Origin of the sequence: Pseudomonas sp. GM74 (assembly GCF_000282455.1) — a bacterium.
Classification (GTDB): Bacteria; Pseudomonadota; Gammaproteobacteria; order Pseudomonadales; family Pseudomonadaceae; genus Aquipseudomonas.
Genome location: NZ_AKJG01000011.1, coordinates 1 through 20,022 on the forward strand (window position 1 = coordinate 1; position 20,022 = coordinate 20,022).

The 20,022-nt window shown below is 54.5% G+C and carries 19 protein-coding genes and 1 tRNA gene; 13 read left to right on the top strand and 7 right to left on the bottom strand.

Going from position 1 to position 20,022, the window contains the following annotated elements:
* Positions 1-178: 178 nt before the first annotated feature.
* Positions 179-628, bottom strand: coding sequence for a hypothetical protein (locus PMI34_RS23970; RefSeq protein WP_008046518.1), 450 nt, complete (start codon positions 626-628; stop codon positions 179-181).
* Positions 629-976: 348 nt separating this feature from the next.
* Between PMI34_RS23970 and PMI34_RS23965 the strand changes: the two genes are divergently transcribed.
* From PMI34_RS23965 to PMI34_RS23955, 3 genes are all read left to right on the top strand, one after another.
* On the top strand, positions 977-1,951 hold the full coding sequence (locus tag PMI34_RS23965; protein ID WP_008046519.1) for an alpha/beta hydrolase family protein: 975 nt from the start codon (positions 977-979) through the stop codon (positions 1,949-1,951).
* A gap of 96 nt (positions 1,952-2,047) precedes the next feature.
* Entirely contained in the window at positions 2,048-2,464 is a 417-nt protein-coding gene (locus PMI34_RS23960) for a hypothetical protein (RefSeq protein WP_008046520.1), read from the top strand.
* Positions 2,465-2,470: 6 nt separating this feature from the next.
* Complete coding sequence (locus PMI34_RS23955; RefSeq protein WP_008046521.1) at positions 2,471-2,920, top strand: hypothetical protein; 450 nt, start codon at positions 2,471-2,473, stop codon at positions 2,918-2,920.
* A gap of 71 nt (positions 2,921-2,991) precedes the next feature.
* Here the strand turns inward: PMI34_RS23955 and gabP are convergent, their stop codons facing one another.
* Entirely contained in the window at positions 2,992-4,383 is a 1,392-nt protein-coding gene (gene gabP, locus PMI34_RS23950; protein WP_008046522.1) for a GABA permease, read from the bottom strand.
* A 564-nt stretch (positions 4,384-4,947) separates the two neighbouring features.
* Between gabP and PMI34_RS23945 the strand changes: the two genes are divergently transcribed.
* The 10 genes from PMI34_RS23945 to PMI34_RS23905 all read left to right on the top strand — a co-directional run bounded on the left by PMI34_RS23945 (position 4,948) and on the right by PMI34_RS23905 (position 13,855).
* On the top strand, positions 4,948-5,721 hold the full coding sequence (locus tag PMI34_RS23945; RefSeq protein ID WP_007972784.1) for an ABC transporter ATP-binding protein: 774 nt from the start codon (positions 4,948-4,950) through the stop codon (positions 5,719-5,721).
* Positions 5,722-5,734: 13 nt separating this feature from the next.
* On the top strand, positions 5,735-6,484 hold the full coding sequence (locus tag PMI34_RS23940; protein WP_008046523.1) for an ABC transporter substrate-binding protein: 750 nt from the start codon (positions 5,735-5,737) through the stop codon (positions 6,482-6,484).
* Between the two features lie 72 nt (positions 6,485-6,556).
* Positions 6,557-7,252: an ABC transporter permease gene (locus tag PMI34_RS23935; protein WP_008046524.1), complete on the top strand. Its 696-nt coding sequence runs from the start codon at positions 6,557-6,559 to the stop codon at positions 7,250-7,252.
* The gene (locus PMI34_RS23930; RefSeq protein WP_008046525.1) at positions 7,249-7,938 is read left to right on the top strand and encodes an ABC transporter permease; all 690 of its coding nucleotides are present in this window, start codon (positions 7,249-7,251) and stop codon (positions 7,936-7,938) included. The genes PMI34_RS23935 and PMI34_RS23930 overlap by 4 nt, the downstream gene beginning before the upstream one ends.
* Complete coding sequence (locus tag PMI34_RS23925) at positions 7,919-9,148, top strand: methyltransferase (RefSeq protein WP_008046528.1); 1,230 nt, start codon at positions 7,919-7,921, stop codon at positions 9,146-9,148. The genes PMI34_RS23930 and PMI34_RS23925 overlap by 20 nt, the downstream gene beginning before the upstream one ends.
* Positions 9,149-9,491: 343 nt before the next feature.
* A complete protein-coding gene (locus PMI34_RS23920) occupies positions 9,492-10,316 on the top strand; it encodes an FkbM family methyltransferase (RefSeq protein ID WP_008046529.1) in 825 nt (274 codons plus the stop codon).
* A 78-nt stretch (positions 10,317-10,394) separates the two neighbouring features.
* Positions 10,395-10,470 (top strand) — tRNA-Thr (locus PMI34_RS23915).
* Positions 10,471-10,642: 172 nt separating this feature from the next.
* Positions 10,643-11,965: a tyrosine-type recombinase/integrase gene (locus PMI34_RS23910; RefSeq protein WP_008046530.1), complete on the top strand. Its 1,323-nt coding sequence runs from the start codon at positions 10,643-10,645 to the stop codon at positions 11,963-11,965.
* A gap of 350 nt (positions 11,966-12,315) precedes the next feature.
* Positions 12,316-12,585 carry a hypothetical protein gene (locus PMI34_RS27830; protein WP_238538754.1) on the top strand — a complete coding sequence of 90 codons (270 nt, stop codon included), beginning with the start codon at positions 12,316-12,318 and terminating at the stop codon, positions 12,583-12,585.
* Positions 12,586-12,874: 289 nt separating this feature from the next.
* Complete coding sequence (locus tag PMI34_RS23905) at positions 12,875-13,855, top strand: integrase domain-containing protein (protein WP_008046531.1); 981 nt, start codon at positions 12,875-12,877, stop codon at positions 13,853-13,855.
* 628 nt (positions 13,856-14,483) lie between these two features.
* Here PMI34_RS23905 and PMI34_RS28695 read toward each other — a convergent pair.
* From PMI34_RS28695 to PMI34_RS23885, 5 genes are all read right to left on the bottom strand, one after another.
* Entirely contained in the window at positions 14,484-14,888 is a 405-nt protein-coding gene (locus PMI34_RS28695; RefSeq protein ID WP_162130352.1) for a hypothetical protein, read from the bottom strand.
* A 54-nt stretch (positions 14,889-14,942) separates the two neighbouring features.
* Positions 14,943-16,295 (bottom strand): hypothetical protein, encoded by a 1,353-nt coding sequence (locus PMI34_RS23900; RefSeq protein WP_008046532.1) that lies wholly within the window; start codon positions 16,293-16,295, stop codon positions 14,943-14,945.
* A 2-nt stretch (positions 16,296-16,297) separates the two neighbouring features.
* A complete protein-coding gene (locus PMI34_RS23895) occupies positions 16,298-17,413 on the bottom strand; it encodes an AAA family ATPase (RefSeq protein WP_008046534.1) in 1,116 nt (371 codons plus the stop codon).
* A gap of 10 nt (positions 17,414-17,423) precedes the next feature.
* Positions 17,424-18,749 carry a serine/threonine protein kinase gene (locus PMI34_RS23890; RefSeq protein ID WP_008046536.1) on the bottom strand — a complete coding sequence of 442 codons (1,326 nt, stop codon included), beginning with the start codon at positions 18,747-18,749 and terminating at the stop codon, positions 17,424-17,426.
* A gap of 540 nt (positions 18,750-19,289) precedes the next feature.
* Complete coding sequence (locus PMI34_RS23885) at positions 19,290-20,000, bottom strand: SDR family NAD(P)-dependent oxidoreductase (RefSeq protein ID WP_008046538.1); 711 nt, start codon at positions 19,998-20,000, stop codon at positions 19,290-19,292.
* Positions 20,001-20,022 lie beyond the last annotated feature (22 nt).

Below are 20,022 nucleotides of genomic sequence, written 5' to 3' on the forward strand. Positions count from 1 at the left end.
GCTACCGACCTGTTTGCCTGATAAAGGGTTCCTCTGGGACCCAAGCATCGAGAAACCCTGAATCGCAGGATTCAGGGTTTTTTATGCCAGCGGGAAAGCGAAGCCCCCCAGACATCCCCCCAAGTACCCAAATGCGAGATTCAGGGATTGATGCCCCGCCTAGATTCCAAGGCTCTCGCTAACTCGCATCATCCCAGTGGAAAACCAGGTTACGGGCTGCACCACTGCCAACATCGGCAACGTCATGCCGTGTTTCTCCGTGATGCGTCGCAATGACCGTGTACTTACCGGCAGGCAGTTTCACGTAAACCAGCGGACCGGCGTCGTTGAGCGTCAGTACGGTCTGCCCCGGGGCTTTCTGAATAACCACATTCACGTCAGGAGCGTATTCATTTCCCGCTCCGACAGAGAACGTCATGTGCAGGTTATAGCCGGTGGTCTGCTGGATGGCCTTGGACTCATCCTCGCCAATACCGCCGGACAGGTAGGTAATGCCGTTTTGCTCCTGGCTTTGCACCTGCACCCCTGAACTGTCGATGGGCTCAAGGCTGGCGGCAGGTGATATCGCTGGAGACATCAACACGCCGACGGTGGTGAGAGGCAACAGGAGTGAATGAAGGTATTTCATGATGACGACTCCCGGGTTCTGCAGAACCCAATCGTTACACTCTTTGGATTTCCAGCCGGAGGGAGGGGTTTAGATTGATTTGGCCTGAGCACGAAACGTACTACGCCATTTGTTCCCCAGCCCTCGCCCAGCATCAGACATGACCTGCCGGCGAATCCGGTATTTCCTGCCTGTTTCTCAGCAACTCCCGGCATCTTCGAAGGGGGCTCGCAGGGCTTCTTGCTGGAGTCGGGAATGGGCGGCACTTGAACAACGATTGCTCGATCAACAACCGCGTTGAGTCGAACGGATTGTTCATCAGCGGCATCAAGACTATCGTTGGCAGCTACCCGCAAAGGTCTGACGCCGATGAATTTGCAGGACGCGCCTCCACTGGCCCCCACTCCCATCGAGTTGCCGCTGCCGGATATCCCCCCCGGCAAACCGTTCAAGGAAACCGCTCCGGACGGCTTCATCCTCGGTGGTTTCACCTGGCGACACCCTTCTCGGGACGCCGCTCGTCCGGTCGTGATCATCAATGCCGCCACCTCGGTCCGTTGTCGCCACTACTCGCGTTTTGCCGATTACCTGTTCGCCCACGGCTTCGACGTCATCACCTATGACTACCGCGGTATCGGCGAGTCGCGGCCGGCATCGCTGAAGGGGCTCCAGGCCTCGTGGACCGATTGGGGTTCGCTGGATTTCGAGGCGATGCTCAAGCGCGCGCAGCGTGAGTTCCCCGGGCAGCCTGTCGATGTGGTCGGCCACAGCTTTGGCGGCTGTGCAGCAGGCCTGGGGGCGTCCGGGCACCTGATCCGGCGCCTGGTGACGGTCGGAGCGCAATTCGCCTACTGGCGCGATTATGCGCCGGCCCATCGCTGGCGCATGTTCGGCAAGTGGCATGTACTGATGCCGCTGGTGACGATGATCTACGGCTACTTTCCGGGCAAACGCCTCGGCTGGCTGGAAGACACACCCGCCGGCGTAGTCCGTGACTGGAGCCTCTCCACTGCCCGCTACGAGAAGCGCTCCAGCGGCCGCACAATCAGCAAAACCGCCGGGCAACTGCCGTTTGCCGGCGTCACCGCGCAAACCCTGGCCATCAGCATCAGCGACGATCCCTACGGCACGATCCCGGCCATCGAACGCCTGCTCGACTACTTCACCGGCAGCACAAACTCTCACCTGCGTATCCATCCCGAAGACATCGGCGAAGAAGAAGTCGGACATTTCGCCTTTTTTCGCAGCGCATACCAAGCCACACTATGGCCCATTGCATTGGCCTGGCTGCAAAACGGCGAACTGGCCCCCGATACTCCCGGGCGGCGAGTGCCACGCAGCTAGGGGGCGTTCTCAATTAGTTTTCACGCCGCGCCGGGAAAACTAATTGAGAACGCCCCCTAGGCCTTTTGCCCTTTCAACGAATACGGAACGACGCCCATGGCCTCCGCCAACAAGCAGCAAAAACGCGCCTCCCGCGCCAAGGCCAAGGCCAAGCAGAACCGCACCCAGCGGGCTGCAGCGCCGGTGGAACTGGACCCGAACGACGATCGCATCGACTTCGAGTCGGTGGACCTGACCGACATGTTCAAAGAGATGATCGATGCACAAAAGATCAGCCAGCAGGCCATGTGCGCGGCCTTTCTGGAACATCCGCTTATCGCACTGGTACTGGAGCAGGAAGGTGAGGAAACAGCAACAGACTTCATCCTCGCTGCTCTGATCGAATATCGCCAATGGTCGGCCGAAACCGATGAGGCCGGCGCACTGGCGTGGATCGAATCACCGGCCTTCCAGGCCGACTACGTGGCGGCGTCCGACGCCATTGCCGCGCAAACCCAACAGAAACCGAACTGAGTTCCCATGGCCTCCCTGAACAAGCAACAAAAACGCGCCAAGCGCGCAAAAGCCAAAGCCAAGCAGATCCGCATGGTCGGCAGAAAATCCATCGTGGATCAGGACCTGCCCGAGTTCGGCGAGCCAATCCCGGAATACACCCTGGCGATGTTCAGCAAAATGCGCGACGCGGAAGCCGTCAGCCGCAGCGAAATGCTCTCGGTGTTGCTGACGAACCTCGCCTTTATCATCATCGACCATCCAGAACTGCTGGACATGGAAAACGCCGACGACGAAGGCATGGCTGCCACCCACCTGGCCGCGGACATGCTGATCGACTACCGCATGTGGGCCGACGGCATGGACCGCGACGCCGCCCAGGCATGGCTGAGCGAGCCTCAGTTCATCGCCGATTTCGGCGCTGCGCTGGATGTCTACCGCGAGTCGCTGGAAACGCCGGAAGAAAAAGCCGAGTAAGGGTTACGACTCAAACAAAAACGGCCGCTCGTCATCACTGACAGCGGCCGTTTTACATTACGCGGTATGGATCAGTTCAGCACTACCGCGCCACGCTTTTCCAGTTTGCGACGGCGAGCCACCAGCAAGCCGGCCGCTACTACCAGGGCACTGAGCAAGCCGGTCGCGAGGATTTCCACACGATGGGCATCCTGGAACAGCATGATGGTCAGGGCCGCAACGATGAAAACGATCACCGCGTAGGTCAGGCCCGGGAACAGCCACATGCTGAAGACGATTTTCTCACCACGAGCCATACGCTGCTTGCGCATGCGCAGTTGCGAAATCGCGATCACCAGGTACACCAGCAACGCGATGGCGCCGGAGCTGGCCAGCAGGAATTCGAACACGGCAGCCGGGGCCACGTAGTTGGCGAATGTTGCCAGGAACGCGGCGCCAGTGGACAACATCACCGCCCAGTAAGGCGTGCCACTTTTGTTGGTGCGGGTGGACATGGCCGGTGCATCGCCGCGCTTGCCCAGGGAGAACAACATACGCGACGAGGTGTAGAGCGCCGAGTTCAGGCAGCTGGTCACTGCAACCAGTACCACGATGTCGACGATGATCTTGGCATTCGGGATGCCCATGCGCTCAAGCACGGTCTGGTAGGAGCCCAGGCTTGCCAGTACCGGGTCGTTCCAAGGTACCAGGGCCACAACGATGAAGATCGACACGAGGTAGAACAAGCCGATCCGCCAGATCACCGAGTTGGTGGCCTTGGAGATTTGCTTGCCAGGGTTCTTCGATTCCGCGGCCGCGATGGTCACGATCTCGGTGCCCATGAAGGAGAACATGGTGGTCAGGATCGCGCCCAGTACAGCGCCCATGCCGTTTGGCAGGAAGCCCTGGGTGTCGAACAAGTGCGAAACGCCGCTGACCTGGCTGTTCGGCAGGAAGCCGAAGATCGCCGCTACGCCGAGAATGATGAACCCGATGATGGCCAACACTTTGATCAGGGCAAACCAGAACTCGAATTCACCGTAGTTCTTCACGCTGAACAGGTTGGTCACGGTCAACAGCATCGTGATGACCAGGGCGAAGGCCCAGATGTCCACACCAGGGAACCAGGCATGCAGGATGGTCGCGGCAGCGTTGGCTTCCAACGGGATCACCAGAACCCAGAACCACCAGTACAACCAGCCGATGGTGAAACCGGCCCAGTGACCGATCGCGCGGTCGGCGTAAGTCGAGAACGAACCGGTGTCCGGCGAGGCAACGGCCATTTCGCCGAGCATGCGCATCACCAGCACCACCAACATGCCGGCGGCGGCGTAAGCCAACAGAACAGCCGGACCTGCGGCGGCGATGGCGTGACCCGAGCCAACGAACAAGCCGGCGCCGATAACCCCGGCAATCGACAGCATGGTCACGTGGCGCGGTTTGAGCCCCTGTTCGAGGCCATTAGAGCTTTGGGTACTGCTCATTAAAACTACCTTTGTAAGGAGAAGCGAATGCGTGCATCCCGTTCGGCGGTCCTTCTCGTAAAAAGAAGCCAACAGGGCGTTCTGGATTCTGCACGCAATAATTGCGCCAAAATATTTCAAAACCCTCTAACCCGGCGATCTCGCCTCGACCGGACAGTCATCGCAACCCATTGAATTTAATGGCACTTCGCCAGAACGTTACCCAGCCACCCACTTTGTGGGGTGAATCAGCACACCGGAAACACACCTGAAAATGCCTCCGCGCACATTAAAAGTGCACAACCAGTGCATTTGGCCGGATAGCGCTTCCAACACCCTGTCAAAGCTGGCAACATCGCGCCTTTTTTTGCGGCAGCCACCGCGCTTTTTATCGGAAGGCAAGGTTCAAACGGCTGTTCGGTTGTTGATGGGGCGACAGTCTGCTGCGCCGATGCGACAACCTGCCACACGCCAGCCGTTTACCGTCCGTAGCGCTGTTGGCTGCCATTGAAACGCTATGCTAGGTTGGCCGCCTCGCCAGGAAGGCCGCCAACAGCAGGAGCGCAACATATATGAGGAACGCACATGGCTGAGGCCACGCCCGCGCTTGAAATCCGCAACTTGCACAAACGCTACGGTTCGCTGGAGGTGCTCAAAGGCATTTCGCTGACCGCCCGCGACGGCGATGTGATCTCGATCCTGGGTTCCTCCGGCTCCGGCAAGTCCACGTTCCTGCGGTGCATCAACCTGCTGGAAAACCCGCACCAGGGCCAGATCCTGGTCGCCGGCGAAGAACTCAAGCTCAAGGCCGCGAAGAACGGTGAACTGGTGGCCGCCGACGGCAAGCAGATCAATCGCTTGCGCAGCGAAATCGGTTTTGTATTTCAAAACTTTAATCTGTGGCCACACATGAGCGTGCTCGACAACATCATCGAAGCCCCGCGCCGTGTACTCGGCCAGAGCAAGGCCGAAGCCATCGAAGTGGCCGAAGCCCTGCTGGCCAAGGTCGGCATCGCCGACAAGCGCCATGCCTACCCGGCGCAGTTGTCCGGCGGCCAGCAACAACGCGCGGCCATCGCCCGCACCCTGGCCATGCAGCCCAAGGTCATCCTGTTCGACGAGCCCACCTCCGCGCTTGACCCGGAAATGGTCCAGGAAGTACTTAATGTCATCCGCGCGCTGGCCGAAGAAGGCCGCACCATGCTGCTCGTGACCCACGAAATGGGCTTCGCCCGTCAGGTCTCCAGCGAAGTGGTGTTCCTCCACCAGGGCCTGGTAGAAGAACAAGGATCGCCACAGCAGGTGTTCGAAAACCCGCTTTCGGCGCGCTGCAAACAATTCATGTCCAGCAACCGCTAACGGAGCTACCCACATGCAGAACTACAAAAAGGTCTTCCTGGCTGCCGCCGTCACCCTGGCGTTCAGCGCCGGTGCCATGGCCGAAACCCTGAAGATGGGCATCGAAGCGGCTTACCCGCCGTTCAACAATAAAGATGCCAGTGGCAATGTCGTCGGCTTCGACAAAGAGATCGGCGACGCCCTGTGCGCCAAGATGAAAGTCGAGTGCACCGTCGTGACCTCCGACTGGGACGGCATCATCCCGGCCCTGAACGCCAAGAAGTTCGACTTCCTGATTTCCTCGATGTCGATCACCGACGAGCGCAAGCAAGCGGTGGACTTCACCGACCCGTACTACTCCAACAAGCTGCAGTTCATCGCCAAGAAAGACATCGACTTCAAAACCGACAAGGCAGCGCTCAAAGGCAAGATCATCGGTGCCCAGCGCGCGACCCTGGCCGGCACCTTCCTGGAAGACAACTATGGTGACGACATCACCATCAAGCTCTACGACACCCAGGAAAACGCCTACCTCGACCTGACCTCCGGCCGCCTGGACGGCATCCTGGCCGACAAGTACGTCAACTACGAATGGCTGAAAAGCGACGCCGGCCGTAGCTACGAGTTCAAGGGCGATCCAGTGGAAGAAAGCGACAAGATCGGTATTGCCGTGCGTAAAAACGATCCGATCCGCGCGAAGCTGAACACCGCGCTGAAAGAAATCGTCGCTGACGGCACCTACAAGAAGATCAACGACAAGTACTTCCCGTTCAGCATCTATTGATACTGACCTGCCTGACCGGCGCCTGATGGCGCCGGTTCTCGGCCTTGCCTGCCGCGATTTGAAAAGAAATCCATGATTATCGACCTCTACGGATTCGGCCCGGCGCTCGCCGCTGGCGCGCTGATGACTGTGAAACTGGCACTCTCGGCCCTGTGCCTGGGGCTGGTACTCGGTCTGCTCGGCGCCTTGGCCAAGACTTCCCCGTACAAGCCGCTGCAATGGCTTGGCGGCACTTATTCGACCCTGGTTCGCGGCATCCCGGAATTGCTCTGGGTGCTGTTGATCTACTTCGGCACGGTCAACCTGATGCGTGCCCTGGGCGAGTTCTTCGGCAACCCCGACCTTGAACTCAACGCCTTCGCCGCCGGCGTGATTGCGCTGGGCCTGTGCTTCGGCGCCTACGCCACGGAAGTGTTTCGCGGCGCGATCCTCGCCATTCCCAAAGGCCATCGTGAAGCCGGCGTGGCCCTGGGCCTGTCGAAGTGGCGCATCTTCACCAAGCTGATCATGCCGCAAATGTGGCGCATCGCCCTGCCCGGCCTTGGCAACCTGTTCATGATCCTGATGAAAGACACCGCGCTGGTGTCGGTGATCGGCCTGGAAGAAATCATGCGTCATGCGCAAATCGGCGTGACCGTGTCCAAACAGCCATTCACCTTCTTTATGGTGGCTGCGTTCATGTACCTGGGCCTGACGGTGCTGGCGATGACCGGCATGCACTTCCTGGAAAAACGCGCCGCTCGCGGCTTCGCGAGGAGCACCCAATGAACTGGGAAGTCATCATCAAATGGCTGCCGAAACTGGCCCAGGGCGCAACCCTGACCCTGGAACTGGTGGCCATCGCCGTGATCGCCGGTTTGCTGCTGGCCATTCCACTGGGCATCGCCCGCTCGTCGCGCCTGTGGTGGGTGCGGGCATTTCCCTACGGCTACATCTTCTTTTTCCGGGGCACGCCGCTGCTGGTTCAACTGTTCCTGGTCTACTACGGCCTGGCGCAGTTCGACGCGATCCGTAACAGCTCGATGTGGCCGTACCTGCGCGATCCGTTCTGGTGCGCCACGGCGACCATGACCCTGCACACCGCGGCCTACATTGCGGAAATCCTGCGGGGCGCCATTCAGGCGATTCCACCGGGCGAGATCGAGGCGGCACGGGCGTTGGGCATGTCCAGACCCAAGGCGCTGTTCTACATCATCCTGCCGCGCGCCGCGCGCATCGGCCTGCCGGCCTACAGCAACGAAGTGATCCTGATGCTCAAGGCCAGCGCCCTGGCCAGCACCGTGACCCTGCTGGAACTGACCGGCATGGCCCGCACCATCATTGCCCGGACCTACCTGCCAGTGGAGATCTTCTTCGCCGCGGGCATGTTCTACCTGGTAATGGCTTACGTGCTGGTGCGCGGTTTCAAGCTGCTGGAGCGCTGGTTGCGCGTCGATGCCTGCCAAGGGCGTTGATACCGGCGTGTTGACGGGCGAGGCCCTGCTCGCCCGTTTCACCGCGCTGGATGCTTTTCTGACAGAGCATCAGGCACTGTGGAAACCCCGGCCGTTCACTCATCTACGGCTACCCTGGGAAGCATCCTGCCCGGAGCTGGCCGCATGGCTACGTGAGCGAACGCTGGAAGACGCGGAAAACACTCACAACCAACCCGCCCTCCTGAATGCACCGGAACCCTTTGCTTCCCTGGCAAGGATGTCCGTCGCCTTGAGTGCTGTGGATAAATTGCCCGCACGCACGCTCGAAGCGGCGGGCCATCGATTGAACGTCGATGTGCCGGGGCGCAAATGGCAGCAGATCGAGGCCTTCGCCAGTCGGTTGCAGTTTTGCGAAGCACCGCAGCATTGGCTGGACTGGTGCTCGGGTAAGGGGCACTTGGGGCGCCGGCTGCTGCAACCCGGGCAACAACTGACGTGCCTGGAATACGACCCGGCACTGGTCACCAGCGGCCAGGCGCTCAGCCAACGCCATCACCTGCATGCGCTGCATATCGAACAGGATGTGCTCGCGGCAGACGCAGCTTCTTTACTGAGTGCGAATCACACACCCGTCGCGCTTCACGCCTGCGGTGATTTGCATGTGCGGCTGATTCAACTCGCCAGCGCCACAGGCTGCAAACAACTCGCCATTGCGCCGTGCTGCTACAACCGGATCAGTCTTGCCCAATACTCGCCGATTTCCTCGGCCGCCAAAGGCTCCGGCCTACAACTCTCCCTCGACGACCTTGCGTTGCCCATGAGCGAAACCGTTACCGCCGGTGCACGCGTGCGACGTCAACGCGACACCTCCATGGCCCGACGGCTGGGCTTCGACTTGCTGCAACGGCAACTGCGCGGCCTGGACGAGTACCTGCCAACTCCTTCCCTGCCCAGCGCCTGGCTGGACAAACCCTTCGCCGATTACTGCCGTCACCTGGCCGCACTCAAAGAGTTATCCACAATCGGCCCGCAAGATTGGCCAAGTCTCGAAGCCGCCGCTTGGCAGCGATTGGCCGAAGTGCGCAACCTTGAACTACTACGCGGACTTTTCCGACGCCCGCTAGAACTTTGGCTGGTCCTTGACCGGGCAATTTTCCTCGCCGAGCAGGGCTACAGCGTCCGCGTCGGCACCTTCTGCGAAACCCCGCTCACCCCGCGTAATTTCCTGCTCCTGGCCGAACGCGCTTAAACACACCCGACCTGTGGATAACTCTGTTGATGGAATTATCGTGGATCCAATATCCACGCCGGTTTCAGGGCAAAATCCATACTGTTCATTTTTTGTACACACGCATAAAAAATTGAAAAAACAGGTATTTGCGGACAAATGAGAACAGCTCCACAAATTTGGCCTAAACCTAGTGCGCCGCCAATGGCATTGTGCATAAGCATTTAATCAAAACGACATAAATGCCTAATCCCGGACGGCAGACAGGGGAAATTGCACCCTTTCATCACTCTTGATATACACACACGCAAGGGCGCCGGCAGCGCGGCCACAAACAAGAACATTTCTCCGACAGGATGCGCCAGTGACGTTCATTTCCTACGCACAGAATTTCGAAGACATACGCCTGTGGCGCGCCCTCAAAACCGTCGAGAATGGCTTCTATATCGACGTCGGGGCAAACCATCCCACCCATGACTCAGTCACCAAGGCGTTCTACGACCATGGCTGGACCGGCATCAACGTCGAACCGATGCCCAACTACTACGAAGCCCTGTGCCAGCAACGCCCCAAGGACACCAACCTGCAATGCGTGGCCGGCGAAAGCGCCGACAGCCTGACCTTCTACGGCATCGCCGGCACCGGCCTCTCGACCGTCGACCCGGCCATGGCGCAGATGCACAAAGACGCCGGTATGGACGTGCGCAGCCAAACCGTCCAATCGCGCACCCTGACGTCCATTTGCGAAGAACACGCCCAGGGCCGCGACATCCATTTTCTGAAAATCGATGTCGAAGGCCACGAAGAGACCGTCCTGCGCGGCATGGACTTCACCCAGTGGCGGCCGTGGGTCATCCTCATCGAAACCCCGTGGGAGCGCGACCAGACCTGGGAAACCCTCGTCACCGGTGCCGGCTACCAGTCCATCCTGTTTGACGGCATCAACACCTACTACCTCGCCGAAGAACACCTGAACCTCAAACCCGCCTTCGACATCCCGCCGTGCAACCTGGACGAATTCCAATTCTGCAAAGGCCACAACTTCAGCCACCCCGTCAGCGACGCCGAAAACCAACTCGCCGCCGCCCTGCAACGCGCCGAACAGGCCGAGGCACAGCTGCGCGCGATGCAAAACAGTCGAACCTGGAAAGCCATTCAGAAACTCAAGAAAACCCTGCTGCGTGCCTGACCTGAAGCCCGAACAAAAATAGTCAGAATTCAGGGGTTTACAGAAGCCAGCCAATCGCTATAATCGTCGCCCTGACACGCCGGTATAGCTCAGATGGTAGAGCAACTGACTTGTAATCAGTAGGTCCCGGGTTCGATTCCTGGTGCCGGCACCATACAAGGTTCCAGAGAAGTCTTTCAAAATCTCTGGAACCCCCGAAAAACCCGCCTTCTGGCGGGTTTTTACGTTTTGGCGTTCCGTCGGATTCCGCCAAAATCTTATGGATACCAGCTGTTTTAAGGATAAAGATAGGGGTAAGGTCATTCGATAAAGGGAGGAGTACCCTTATGTCGCGCACCACTTCCCCACTCTCCGATTCGGCTTGCCGTTCAGCCAAGCCCACCGACCGCGCCTACAAGCTTTTCGACGGCGACGGCCTCTACCTTTTAGTCCAACCCAATGGCCGCAAAGGCTGGCGTTTCAGGTATGTAAAACCTGATGGTCGTGAAGGACTGACCTCCTTCGGCAACTACCCCGTGGTCGGCCTCGCCGATGCGCGCAAGAAGCGCCTGGAGGTCAAGCGGATGCTGGCGGAAGGCATCGACCCCATCGAGTCCAAACACCAAGCCAAGACGCAAGCCACAATCCGAGGCCGAACCTTTAAGAGCGCAGCCTTGGACTGGCACAAAGCGATGTCTGCCAAATGGGCTCCGGGCCATGCCAAGACGGTCATGAGCCGTCTCAAAACCCATGTTTTTCCACTAATCGGTGATCGCGCTATTGTCGACCTAGACACGCACGACTTGATGCAACCTCTGGAAGCAATCCAGAAGCGCGGCACGATTGACGTCGCCTTAAGGGTACAAAACTACCTGCAAAGCATCATGCGCGAGGCGAAACGTGCTCGACAGATCGCGGCAAACCCTGCCTCCGACCTTGAAGGTTTGATCAAAGCCCCGAGGGTAGTTCACCGCCCAGCATTACCCTTATCGCGTCTGCCTGAATTGCAGGAGCGCATCGACACCTACAAAGGACGAACGCTGACTCGGCTGACAGTCTTGCTCTCGCTACATGTGTTTGTCCGTTCCAGCGAACTGCGCTTCGCCCGCTGGAGCGAGTTCGACCTCAAGCGCGGCACCTGGGAGATACCGGACACGCGACCAGCGTTGGAAGGCGTACCCTTTTCAACAAGAGGTACGAAGATGGCCGGGGACATCCACCTTGTACCCTTATCGCCACAAGCCGCGGCCCTGCTTGAACAGATCCGCACACTCACCGGCGAATTCAACCTGGTATTTGCAGGTGATGCCAACCCGTCGAAACCGATGTCTGAAAACACGGTGAACAGCGCGCTTCGAAATATGGGTTACGACACCAAAACCGAAATCTGTGGGCATGGCTTCCGCTCGATGGCATGTAGCGCACTGATTGAGTCAGGACTGTGGTCCGAGACCGCCATTGAAAGGCAGATGAGCCACAAAGAACGCAACAACGTCCGCGCCGCTTACATCCACAAGGCCGAATTCATTGAGGAGCGCAGATTGATCATGAACTGGTGGAGCCGGTACCTGCAGGCCAACCGACAGGAGCATGTCACCCCCCACGAATTCGCGAACCAGACCGGACCGAACGTCACTCGCTTAAAAGCAAAACGTGGCGCAATTGAGTAAGCGCTCGGTCCTCATATCTCAGTGATCCGTTTGTCCACGCGGGTCCATCCAAACAGGGCTGCAAAGCCGCCCTGTTTGGATGGACCTCACTTAAAAAATCTAAAGCTCACGCAACTGTCTGTGGAAAACCACTGATTTCCACCGGTGGATAATTTCATCCACAGGCGCAGAACTCCCGAAAAATGGAACCTTGACCCAAATTATCCACAGGCGTAGAAAAGATCGGGCAAAGCGCTGTCGTTGACAGCAACCCAGGTAGCCAGAACCTTTAATGCTACGCCACACCGTGGTGGTTCTCCCTAAGTGCGATTAGCGTCCGGTGGCTCGCACGGTCACTCACCGAGTGATGGATGCCTACTTCAGATCATTGCCATTGCGGCAAATACATCCCCTACCCATCTGCCCTGCAGCAACCTATCCCCTTGGCCATTTCACTGCGCCAATCTGCGCCCGTCTCTTTCTTCTGGAAAGAGACGGGCGCTCCTACCGCTGCTGCAGCCCAACTCGTACAAGGCTTTGCGGCATTCCCCTTCGTGACAATCGGCGTGACAAACACCGAAGTCACCAGCAACAGCGATGCCGATGATGGTGCCGCAGCCCAAGGAATGGACTGCACCTGACTGACAGTCAGGTATGCCCCGGTCATCGCACCACTGCCTTCACCCGACTCAGGATCTCGCGCCGCCGGTCTCGTCAGCCAGTGCAGCCTCTACCCGCCCACTTCTTCGGAGGTGCTCAGGAGGCCAGATCATGAGATGCCCAAGCTCTCGGTCGTAAAGAGCCGCCAGTCCCGCGCTAGTGGACAACCCTCACAGGTCGCAGGGGCCTTGATCCCTGATAACACTCAACATTCTTGGCGGGATGACGTGGGGACGGTTTTGAAGGTTTGGCTTAAAGACGAGTTTGATGATGGCATTGGTAGGTAAACGAGATGGGCGCAATTTTGGATGGGGTCGGCAACTGAGTTATGCCGGACAGCAGGCATTAAAAGACATGTTCAGCGGCGGGCACTACGGCACGGTCAAAGCGCACGGTGATCGCTGGCAGGCATTCGTGCGCTGGTGCAGGTCAGAGGACGGGCCAGGGTTCAACGACGCTCGGCAGATTGATCGGCAGACATTGTCGGATTATGCGATGCACCTCCGCGGCGGAGTCGAGCGAGGCGACTTAGCTATCAGCACTGCACAAAACCGATTATCCAGCGTCAACCGGACCATGGCTGCGCTTCGCGGTGATCAGTATGTGAAAGTGCCAAGTCCGAGCAAGGCACTGGGGATGCGGCGGAGCAGCGTTCGCATATTTTCGCCACAAGGCCAAGATCGCGACCAAATAACCCACATTGTAGAGTTGCTTCATGAGCAGCATCCTCGTGCAGCTGCCATCGTCCTTTTAGCAAGGGCGACCGGTATGCGATTGCGCGAAGCTATACTTGCTGACCTTCCGCGTCTAGCGCTTGAAGCCAAAACCCTCGGCAAAATCAATATTCAGGACGGCACCAAAGGTGGCCGCAGCGGGGCCAACGCGCCGCGTTGGATCAATGTGGATGAGCATATTCGTGAGGCGCTCCGGTACGCCGAAAATGTGTCTCCTGCGGGTAGCCGGAATCTACTTGGGCAAAATGAAACCTACGTTGACTTTCACCAGAGCGTGGTGCGGCCAACCAGAGATTTGCTCCACCTTCACAACCTAAAAGGCTTTCACGAATTTCGTGCGGCGTACGCGTGCGAGCGGTACACACAGATCACCGATCACCCTGCGCCAGTTAACGGAGGTCGGTGCCGCGAACTTGTCTCCCATCTTGATCGAGAGGCCCGCAAGCTGATCAGCTATGAACTGGGGCATGGTCGAGCAGACGTCGTGTCGGCCTACATAGGAGCCGAGCATGACTAAACCATTTGATATAGAGCTGTTCTTGGCAGGGGTACTGACTGGAGCGCATGCTACGCGTCAACGTCACATACGCCAGGCCAAGACCATTCAGGCAACTATCCTTGAGCACTGGAACTTAGATAGCCCATGGCGATGGCAACGAAAGCACCTCGTATGGTTTCTGACATATGCAATAAGAGACAAGGCTACTGGAACCCAATACTACTATCACCTTACCATCAAGCTAATTGCTCTTCGAATGGGGAAGACATGGTTTGAAAAGTAGGATAGGCGATAAAAATAACAACGCACTAGATTGTCCAAACAGGGCGATCAAAATGGGACTAGCTTCCACCAAGATATTAGCCCTAGGCTAAGCGCGAAGATTCCTGCTAGTCACACACGATGACGCTAGTCGATAAAATCACCGCGCGGAGAGTTTAATAAATTCATAAAACCAAGTTACCGCTAGGAATTACCCCGCCACGACACACGCCCCCAACAAAAAAACAACTTAAAACAACTTAAAACAACTTAAAACAATAATATACCATCAACGCATACTACCACATGCGAATAACGAATGTTTTATATAGAATGTTAGAAACCCACAGCTCCTGATATCGAATTTAGATACTTTAGAAAATTGTCATAATAAATTTAGAGGAATAGACAAATAAGAGTCACAGAAAAGCATGACTTCATGGCCACTTGCATGCGCGGACGACAAGTCCGCCTCCGTATAACCTGCCGCATCAAGCTCCTGATGCACTCTGCCCGCAAGAGCTCCGCCGATAAATAACTCCATCATGTCTCTAAGTTGTTTTGACCAGCAAAAACTATACTTATCAATTGGTATTACTCTAGCAACATGCGCTGGAGACTCTGCATAAGCAATAGCTACATTTAAATCTGAAGTTACGAATACTGACTGGCTTCGGTAGAACACACCGAAATTCTTCATGAACCACTCGTCCGCAGAAGCATGAATTTCCGGTGATAAATCCCTAGCGCGTCGATTTTTACGCGTTACATGTACTTGGCGTTGAGTCATATCATGACTCGCGCTGAAGCCTCTGTAAAAAATTAAATCATCAAATGTAGACACTCAGTACCCCCGTCTTTTACTTGTGGTTCGCGAGGTATAACTATCACTTGGGGCGCTGCGCGCTTTTCTCTCATCTAACAGGTCAAGTGCTTCAAACAGCAACGACCTCATTTTTTTTGAATCAAGCTGGTTTTGGTGCTGATCAGGTATCTTTTCCTGCGCATCTGCCTCACCAAATGTAATATCTACTTCGACTCCTGGCAAAAGAGAAACTCTCATTATCCGCCGCTGCCGCGGCTTTATAGTAGATGCTTTCAACGAAAGTCTGGATAAAACTTCAAGCTCCTCGATCGAAATATCGCATGATGGACGTGTCTCGAAATCCATAGGAGAAACCAAATCCCTTATGATCTTAATACATACGCCAGAAGCAATGGACCTTACATCAAACTCATCGGAAAGACAGGCGAAAACTGCATACCAGAATACTACATCCGGGTAATTCTGGACCTTCTCCCTCAAAATTTCAGCATGACTTAAAGAGCCAGGCAAAATCCTGTTACAGTAATAAGCCATGCATATAGACTTCTGTCTCGCCGGCAAAGGGCTGGACTCAACAACAGCTACTAACGAGTTAAACCCAGAAACCCTATTATTGAAGGCCCCGCCAATCATCTTCGCTTCATTAGTAATTGCAAAGCTGGTGGCCAAAATATTATCGAGTTCAAGCTCGCCAATCGAGCCAGAAACGTATTTAGCTAGGTCACTGTCAAACTCTATAGCATCGAATTTCGGTTTTTTTTCCGCCCTGGCTCCATCATCCATCATCCTGAAGAAGCCTATCGCAGTTTCAAGCAGCGAGGAGGCTACTTCCTTCTGTACGATTTTATGGGCAAGAATCCATCGTTCCGCCACATCTTCAGGGTTCATCCATGGATAAAGTATATTCGAGCGCGCCATTGAAAAAGATACTGCCTGAGAGCAAGATGCATAACTTATAGTTCCAGTAGTCAATGTTTTACTTTCATGCAGAGCACCAGTAATAACATCACCCAATATGCATGCCAAATACGCCTTTAACTTCCGTTCACTTGGCTTAGCTATTTTATAGGCTTTCCTTGCCCCCAAAAAAATATTTTTGGCGATATCATCATTACAGACATGCACATATGATGAAATTGGTGAAAACGATGAGTAGTACGTCGCAACATCCGCGAAAAAACTCTCCAAATCATCTTTTTCAGGAATCACAAAAACTGGAAGCTGCAGAAAATCAACTTCTTTATTCCAAAAACATTTATGTTGAATCCCTGTAGCAGTTAAGGTGCTATCAAACAAATCGCCTCTAAATTCCTTTTTGGATTTTGTAATTCGCAAAAAATCTTCCAAATTCTGCCGACTCTCAACAAGCATCTTCAGACTCCAAATAGGTTGTCGAATGTTGGATCCGCAGCAGGCGGGGACAAAACCCGAAGCGCACTCTCCAAATAGCCGGGAATACTACCAGAGTAGTATAAGCTTACTGAAGTTTTACCACGCAAAATTCCAGTATAGGTTAGCCTCTTCTGCGTGGCCCGCATTTGAGGTAATGCTTCACACCCGCCGATATGGACAGATCTGAACTCCCACCCCTTACTCGAATGGAGAGTCCAAGTTATCACGCGATCCTTATCGGGTAACGCAGAAACACTTAGCGAGTTTTTGAATTCAGCGACTTGATTAGCTTTCGGAAAAAAAACACCGATTTTTTCGCCCGGATACAAAAGCAGTTCTTCGTGCAGTTTAGAAATAATTTCCGACACCTGAGATTGGAAAGTATCACACTGCACTTTTGAAACAGACGAAGGCCGGGCAGTTTCATCATACTTACACTCACCCGTAATATGCGGATAAGTAATATAATCTTTATTAATCCCATCTGCGACCAAACAAATATTATGACCGCTTCTATAATGGTATTTCAATCTGACCACATTTCCGTCAACTAGCTTTTCCATCAAACCAGGAGTCTGCGCGACCCTGTAAATTGACTGCCTGGAGTCAGCAGCAATAACCAATCTCTCCGCCAAACTTCTGAATATAAAAAGCTCAGTATCAGTATAATCCTGGGCTTCGTCTATCAGAAGCGCCTCAAATATATCTTCGATCCCATTGTCTGTTATAAAAGACTTTAAGACCCCCGCCAATAGAGATCTATCCTCCTCAAAGTTCCCGGTGCTCTCAGCTTCAATACCATACTCAGCCAGCAACTCTCTAAACAATTGCATTGCCGTCACGGCATAATCCGCTGGCAGGTCGTATTGTGTACAACCATGCTGAAAGAATTCCCTCAAACTAGCGGTAAATACAACAATTTTAAAATTGCTAATGTTTTTTAATTTTAGCCATTTGGCCCTAAGCAACAGAATGTTGGTTTTCCCAGACCCTGCCGGTCCGGTCAAAAGAAAACTTTCAGTAGCCCCCATCCCTCCGACCGCTTTCTTCTGGAACTCATCCAGGTCGCCTTCGCCAATCCAAAACGCGCTAACCATTCCTTGCTCCTTAAGCGACAGGGACTATCTTGTCCGCTACTGTATATAAAGCCAACTTACAACGTTCAAAAACTTTCTCGACTGAAAATATCTCCAGCCACAGCCCTTTGAAGATTGACTCGCCATTAACTAGTGCGGAAATTGAGACCTCAAGGCTTTGCTGACTTGCATCGGGCAAGCTCAATAGAACATTGAATTCTAAAATGCCCTTAAAGTTCAGGCTTTCATCAGCCTCGAATACATATTGCAGCAAATACTCAACTTCTGAAATGCTTTTGTGATTACCGCTGAATCTCGGGAAGATTTGCTCAGCAATCAAGAATCGCCTGACCTCCATAAAAACTCTTCCCTGGATTTCCCAAATAGCTTTTCTCAGAGTAATCCCGGGATCAATTGGATTCATTTCTTTCTCAAGTACCTTTTTTTCATCTGCGTGTATTTGCCTAAGCCTTATAGAGCGTCTAATTTGTGAGAAATCTGCTGCTTCTGAGGGCCCAGAAAAGCTTGACCAGTCAATGAGCGATACTCTTTCACGCCAATCCTTCACCAAACAAGATTGAGCCAGGTGCACGATCCAATCTTCGGTAGATGTCGACGTAAAGCAAGGCGTCCTCCATCTAACCGAGTCATACAGGCAAGCCCTCGGCTTATCATAGCCATCAAATATGCACCGTCCCTCTAACATCTCGTAGATCGTTGCGCCTATTTGATAGAAGGTAATCGCCCTCCATGCACTATTATCAGAACTCGCCTCCTGCCTCCACACAAACTCTGGGGGACTGTACCGTAAAGATGCTACAAACTCTCCACCGGAAAGTCGATTATCATCCCCCTCGGTCGCAACTGACTCATAGACAATTCCTAAATCTAGCAAACACAAACTTGTAAAGTCATCGTTCACGATGATATTTGCAGGCTTTATGTCTCGATGAACTAAACCTTGGGATTCAAGAAAACAAGCTGCGTCTGCCAGCTGCGCGATAAGCGGCGCGACCGAAGCTTGGGGAAGCTTACCAAGTAGAACTTCTAAAGTGGAACCTGGAACGAACTCCATAAAAAGATATATGGTTCCAGTATCGCTACAAAATCCGCCATCAAAAACTTCAACCAAATTTGGGTGGTGTTTTTTGCCGGCCAACGAAAGTTGTAACTCAATCCTTTCCAACTGTTCTTCCAGCCCATTTTTCTTTAGGGACTCAGGAAAAAACAGTTTGACGGCTCTGTCTTCATCTTCTTTCTGTGCTAAATAAACAATTCCATCAGCACCACGACCTAGCTCTTTGGCCAGACTCCATCCCTTAAAAGACTCCCCAACCAATCCTCGCACATCTACCATAAAAATCCCTTTCGCTAACTGTCTGCTTCCCAACCTTGAGAAAAAGGGTTGATGTAGTTGCCCTGACAGGTCAGGTCCCCAATCGCCAAAGCACCTGATACGGCAAGATCGCAAATTACCACGGAAAAGTATGGTGTGGCAGTCACGTTTGGACCGCCTCAACGCTTGAGCCAAAGCGGCGCAAATCATTCAACCAACTGATTTTTAACGTATTTTATCTAAAACTCTCTGTGAGGTCCGTAATGAATATTGTCCATGTCTTAGGTTGGTGCCTTTTGAAACGGGTCTACCAACATGAAAATTTCTAAACTGCCACCTCCGAATGATCTGCGCCCTCTACATCGAAATTGCAACACGCCTAATCAAATCAATTTATCTAAAAAGGGTAAAATTAGAGGTAAACGCATCAACATCTATTTAAAAATATGTTGATTTTCAAATGCTTATGATTAAATTCGATTCCTGGTGCCGCACCATACAAAACAAAGCCCCTGCAGAAATGCAGGGGCTTTGTTGTTTCCGGGCTTTGATAAAGAGCTGTCAGTGACCTGCGCTCTGACCACCATCCACGTGCAGGATTTCGCCAGTAACAAACTTGGCGCCGTCCAGATACACGACCGCTTGCGCAATATCATCGACCTCGCCCATGTGCCCGACCGGGTGCAGATTGCCCAGTGCTGCATGGGTTTCTTCGCCGTGCATCGGGGTCTTGATGATGCCTGGGCTGACCGCGTTCACCCGGATCCCGCGCTTGGCGTATTCGATGGCCAGGGATTTGGTTGCCGCGTTGAGGCCGCCCTTGGTCAGCGAAGCCAATACCGATGGAACACCGTCGATGGCGTGGTCCACCAGGCTGGTGGTGATGTTGACGACGTGGCCGCTGCCTTGCTTTTCCATCTCGGCGATGGCGAGTTGGGTGATGTAGAAGAAGCCATTGAGGTTCACCGACAACACATTGGCGTAGTCTTCTGCGGTGTACGCGGTGAACGGCTTGGCGATGAAGATCCCGGCGTTGTTGACCAGGGTGTCGATGCGACCGAAACGGGAAATCGCTTCACGGATGACCCGTTGGGCGGTTTCCGGCTCGCCGATGTCACCGGCCACGGTGTGGATGTCCGGATCGGTGGACGGCTTGATCGAGCGTGAAGTGGCGACGATCCGGTAACCGAGTTCACGGAAGGCTTTGACCATACCGTCGCCAAGACCCTGGGATGCGCCGGTGATGACAATTACTTTTTTCGAAATGCTCATGATGAAGACCTCTGACAATAAA

Excerpts from the sequence above, each read along its gene's own strand:
- PMI34_RS23970 (WP_008046518.1), bottom strand. The coding sequence starts at position 628 with ATGAAATACCTTCATTCACTCCTGTTGCCTCTCACCACCGTCGGCGTG.
- PMI34_RS23965 (WP_008046519.1), top strand. The coding sequence starts at position 977 with ATGAATTTGCAGGACGCGCCTCCACTGGCCCCCACTCCCATCGAGTTG.
- PMI34_RS23960 (WP_008046520.1), top strand. The coding sequence starts at position 2,048 with ATGGCCTCCGCCAACAAGCAGCAAAAACGCGCCTCCCGCGCCAAGGCC.
- PMI34_RS23955 (WP_008046521.1), top strand. The coding sequence starts at position 2,471 with ATGGCCTCCCTGAACAAGCAACAAAAACGCGCCAAGCGCGCAAAAGCC.
- gabP (WP_008046522.1), bottom strand. The coding sequence starts at position 4,383 with ATGAGCAGTACCCAAAGCTCTAATGGCCTCGAACAGGGGCTCAAACCG.
- PMI34_RS23945 (WP_007972784.1), top strand. The coding sequence starts at position 4,948 with ATGGCTGAGGCCACGCCCGCGCTTGAAATCCGCAACTTGCACAAACGC.
- PMI34_RS23940 (WP_008046523.1), top strand. The coding sequence starts at position 5,735 with ATGCAGAACTACAAAAAGGTCTTCCTGGCTGCCGCCGTCACCCTGGCG.
- PMI34_RS23935 (WP_008046524.1), top strand. The coding sequence starts at position 6,557 with ATGATTATCGACCTCTACGGATTCGGCCCGGCGCTCGCCGCTGGCGCG.
- PMI34_RS23930 (WP_008046525.1), top strand. The coding sequence starts at position 7,249 with ATGAACTGGGAAGTCATCATCAAATGGCTGCCGAAACTGGCCCAGGGC.
- PMI34_RS23925 (WP_008046528.1), top strand. The coding sequence starts at position 7,919 with ATGCCTGCCAAGGGCGTTGATACCGGCGTGTTGACGGGCGAGGCCCTG.
- PMI34_RS23910 (WP_008046530.1), top strand. The coding sequence starts at position 10,643 with ATGTCGCGCACCACTTCCCCACTCTCCGATTCGGCTTGCCGTTCAGCC.
- PMI34_RS27830 (WP_238538754.1), top strand. The coding sequence starts at position 12,316 with ATGCCTACTTCAGATCATTGCCATTGCGGCAAATACATCCCCTACCCA.
- PMI34_RS23905 (WP_008046531.1), top strand. The coding sequence starts at position 12,875 with ATGGCATTGGTAGGTAAACGAGATGGGCGCAATTTTGGATGGGGTCGG.
- PMI34_RS28695 (WP_162130352.1), bottom strand. The coding sequence starts at position 14,888 with ATGACTCAACGCCAAGTACATGTAACGCGTAAAAATCGACGCGCTAGG.
- PMI34_RS23900 (WP_008046532.1), bottom strand. The coding sequence starts at position 16,295 with ATGCTTGTTGAGAGTCGGCAGAATTTGGAAGATTTTTTGCGAATTACA.
- PMI34_RS23895 (WP_008046534.1), bottom strand. The coding sequence starts at position 17,413 with ATGGTTAGCGCGTTTTGGATTGGCGAAGGCGACCTGGATGAGTTCCAG.
- PMI34_RS23890 (WP_008046536.1), bottom strand. The coding sequence starts at position 18,749 with ATGGTAGATGTGCGAGGATTGGTTGGGGAGTCTTTTAAGGGATGGAGT.
- PMI34_RS23885 (WP_008046538.1), bottom strand. The coding sequence starts at position 20,000 with ATGAGCATTTCGAAAAAAGTAATTGTCATCACCGGCGCATCCCAGGGT.